General features: G+C 69.5%; 3 protein-coding genes. 1 reads left to right on the forward strand and 2 read right to left on the reverse strand.

Annotated features, from left to right (window positions below):
- Nucleotides 1-531: 531 nt before the first annotated feature.
- Nucleotides 532-1,539 carry a stage II sporulation protein M gene (locus tag AAW14_RS39025; protein ID WP_265569214.1) on the reverse strand — a complete coding sequence of 336 codons (1,008 nt, stop codon included), beginning with the start codon at nucleotides 1,537-1,539 and terminating at the stop codon, nucleotides 532-534.
- A 119-nt stretch (nucleotides 1,540-1,658) separates the two neighbouring features.
- Between AAW14_RS39025 and AAW14_RS39030 the strand changes: the two genes are divergently transcribed.
- On the forward strand, nucleotides 1,659-2,714 hold the full coding sequence (locus AAW14_RS39030) for an RDD family protein (RefSeq protein ID WP_265569215.1): 1,056 nt from the start codon (nucleotides 1,659-1,661) through the stop codon (nucleotides 2,712-2,714).
- Between the two features lie 124 nt (nucleotides 2,715-2,838).
- On the opposite strand, the gene AAW14_RS39035 is transcribed toward AAW14_RS39030, so the two are convergent.
- Nucleotides 2,839-3,459, reverse strand: coding sequence for a hypothetical protein (locus AAW14_RS39035; RefSeq protein WP_265569216.1), 621 nt, complete (start codon nucleotides 3,457-3,459; stop codon nucleotides 2,839-2,841).
- Between the last annotated feature and the right edge of the window lie 247 nt (nucleotides 3,460-3,706).

Below are 3,706 nucleotides of genomic sequence, written 5' to 3' on the forward strand. Positions count from 1 at the left end.
AGGAATAGTCCCGACCGTTCACAGCGTCCTCGCTGTGTTTTATTTCAAAGGAACCTCGCCCCAGCAGAGCTGGAGACGGGGTATCAACATATCTGGCGTTGACTTTTGGCACGCTGTTGAGTTCTCAAGGAACGGACGCTTCCTTCGTACTCACCCGAGAGACTCTCTCAGGCTTTCCTCCGGGCGCTTCCCTTCGGTGTTCCCGACTCTATCAGACCTTTTCTCGATCCGATTTCCTCGGCGCTTTCCAGGTTTCCGCTCTCGCGATTCCCTTTCCGGCGATCCCGACTTTATCAGAGATTCTGGAGCCGATTGACCGGCATCCTTTTCTCACTCATCGGGTGGGGCTTCCCTGAATCAATGTTCTGGAAGCAAGCAGATTGCTCACCGTCGCCGGGTGGACTGGTCCACCTCTAGGCAACTGTTCGAATCTACCTCCCCGCTCAACCCGTGTCAACGGGTCTCTTGGGGCGAAGAGGAGACTAGCAGGTCAACGCCGTGTGACGCACATCCGGCACGGCCGTTCGCCGGTCACGCCGCCGTCGGAACCGTCGCGCTGCGCTCGTCCGCTCCCAGGTCCCCGGTGTCACCGGCTCTTGCCGCACGTCCGCCGAGGACATAGACGTACGCGAGGAAGGCCAGCTCGACGACGATGCCGATCCCGATGCGGGCCCAGGTGGGAAGGCCGGACGGGGTCACGAAGCCCTCGATGGCACCCGAGACGAACAGGACCAGCGCGAGGCCGATCGCCATGCCGAGAGCGGCCCGGCCCTCCTCGGCCAGCGCGGTGCGACGGGACCGGGGCCCCGGGTCGATGAGGGTCCAGCCGAGCCGCAGGCCCGTGCCCGCTGCCACGAAGACCGCCGTCAGCTCCAGCAGACCGTGGGGAAGGATCAGGCCCAGGAAGGTGTCGAGACGCCCGGCCGAGGACATCAGGCCGATTCCCACCCCCAGGTTCAGCATGTTCTCCAAGAGGATCCAGAGGACCGGGAGGCCCAGGAAGATGCCGAGGACGAGGCACATCGCGGCGGCCTGGGCATTGTTGGTCCATACCTGGGCGGCGAAGGCGGCGGCGGGATGGCTGGAGTAGTACGTCTCGTACTCACCGCCGGGCCTCGTCAGGTTGCGCAGTTCGCCGGGGGCCGCGATCGCGGACTGGACCTCCGGGTGCGTGCCGATCCACCACCCCAGGAGCACCGCCACCGCCGTGGAGATCAGCGCGGTGGTCATCCACCAGTGGCGCGAACGGTAGACGGCGGCGGGAAAGCCGTAGGCGAGGAAGCGTGTGACGTCCCGCCACGAGGCACGGCGCGTGCCGGTCACGGCACTGCGCGCGCGTGCCACCAGTTGGCTGAGGCGTCCGGTGAGCTGGGGATCCGGCGCAGTGGACTGGATCACGGAGAGATGGGTGGCGGTGCGCTGGTAGAGAGCGACGAGTTCGTCCGCCTCGGATCCGGTGAGGCGGCGCTGGCGGCGCAGCAGTGCCTCGAGGCGGTCCCACTCGGCACGGTGGGTGGACACGAACACGTCGAGGTCCATGCGGTGGGCTTCTCCTCGTCCTCTCGTACTGCGTGTCAGCTTGTCGTACTGCGGCGCGATGCGCTCTCAGCTTGGCAGACTGTCGTATCCCGGAGTGGATCAGGGGAAGGACGGCAGACGTGAGTGAGCTAGTGACGGGCGAGGCGGTGGCGCTGGAGCTGCGCCCCGCAAAGCTGCCGAGCCGGGCGCTGGCCGTGGTGCTCGACCTGGCGGTCGCCCTGGCGGCCTATGTCATCGTGATGATCGCCCTGGTCGCGTCCACGTCAGGTTTGGACGATGCCGCGCAGATCGCGGTGTCGATCGCGGCCTTCCTCCTCGTACTCGTGGGCGGTCCGATCGCGGTGGAGACGCTCAGCCACGGTCGTTCGCTGGGGAAGCTGGCCTGCGGGCTGCGGGTGGTGCGGGACGACGGGGGGCCGATCCGGTTCCGGCACGCGCTGGTCAGGGGCGCGATCGGGGTGGTCGAGATCCTGATGACGTTCGGGGTAGTGGCGTGCATCGCCTCGCTGGTGTCGGCCCGGGGCCGACGGCTCGGTGACGTGTTCGCGGGCACGCTGGTCGTACGGGAACGGGTGCCGGCGGGACGTACGAGGTCCGTGCCTCCGCCGCCGCCCTGGCTCGCCGGGCGGTTCTCCGAGCTGGACCTTTCGGCCGTTCCGGACGGGTTGTGGCTGGCGATCCGGCAGTACCTGACGCGGATGCACCAACTGGACCCGCAGGTGGGCTGGACGGTCGCGGAACGTCTCGCCACGGACCTCGCGGCGCGTACGGGGGCGCCGGCGCCGCAGGGGGTTCCGCCGGCCGCGTATCTGGCGGCGGTGGTGCAGGAACGACAGGCCCGCGATTCCCGGCGGGCGTTCGGTGGTCAGGCCGAAGGCGAGCGTGTGGAGATGGGCCCGGAGATGGGCTTGGGGGTCGGCCCGGAGGTCGGCCGGATCCCTGCCGGGGCCGCACCTGGCCCCCAGGGAGTCCCCGGTCATCCGTCGGCCGGGGCAAGTCCGTGGTCGCCTCCCGGTGCGGACGCCGCGGGCGAGCGGTCAGGGGCGCCCGGTCGGCCTGCTGCCTACGCCCCGCCCCCGGAATCGGCGCCGGTCGCTCCGCAGGACCGGCAGCCCGCCGCGTCGCGGGCCGAGCGGTCGGATCGGCCTGCCACCGGGTTCGTGCCGCCCGCCTAGGTCGCGCGCCGTCCGCGTAGCTTCGCGCCTCCGCCTGGCTTTGGCGTTCCCGCCTTCTGTTCCCGCCCATCACCTCTTCTTCTGTTCCCGCCCGCCACCGTCAGATGGCGATCCTCCTCACCTGTCAGGTGAACACCGACGGCGGCGACTCGAGGTGCTCCAGCTCGATTCCGGGCGCCGCGAGCACCACGTCGCCGGAGATGTGGACGGCGTGCCGCTCTCCCGTGTCCAGCGCTGTGACCTGGTATTCGTCCACGATCAGGGGGGCGTTGTCAGTGGCGTGTGCTTCTCTTTCGATCAGGGCCCAGGACTGGTCCACGGTGCGGGGGGCGAGGACCGGATCGGTGAAGGCGACGAGGCGTACGCGCGTCGCGGAGGAGGAGGAGGAGGGGGTGAGGCGCAGGAGACGAGCGGTGGCGACGAGGAACGCGGGGGACGTGCCGGTGAAGGAGTGGGCGCGGACATTGCCCTCGGTGGCATGAGTGCCGGTGGGGTCGGTGCGGACCCAGGTGACCCCGTCGAGAGCGGCACCCCGCACCTGCCAGCCCGCGGCGTGGAGTTCGAGGCGGATGGGGCGGCCAAGGTCGTCGAGGGCGAGGTCGACGGAGCCGGCGTGGTCGCCGGAAGGAGTGGTCAGTTGGGAGACGTAGCGCCAGCCGGAGGGGCCGGGCGCGCACTGGAAGTGTTCTTCGGCGAGGAGGGTGTGGTCGTGCGGGTCGTGAAGCGAATATCGGCCGCGGGGCATGAGGGTCCTGGGTCGTGACGGGCTGGTCCGGCCAGTCTGCCTGGTCGGGCCGACGGGACAGGCCCCCGGCACGGGGGTGCGGGGGCCTGTCTCGGAGCTGCTGCTGAGGGGCACGTCAGTGCACGGACGTGCTCACCACGTGCGCGGTGGGCGCGCGTACGCCGACAGCCGACGGTGTACGCGAGCCCGGGCGCCGTACGTGATCAGTAGCGGTAGTGGTCGGACTTGTACGGGCCCTCGACCTCGA

Source organism: Streptomyces hygroscopicus (assembly GCF_026168105.1).
GTDB lineage: Bacteria > Actinomycetota > Actinomycetes > Streptomycetales > Streptomycetaceae > Streptomyces > Streptomyces hygroscopicus_D.

Excerpts from the sequence above, each read along its gene's own strand:
- AAW14_RS39025 (WP_265569214.1), bottom strand. The coding sequence starts at position 1,539 with ATGGACCTCGACGTGTTCGTGTCCACCCACCGTGCCGAGTGGGACCGC.
- AAW14_RS39035 (WP_265569216.1), bottom strand. The coding sequence starts at position 3,459 with ATGCCCCGCGGCCGATATTCGCTTCACGACCCGCACGACCACACCCTC.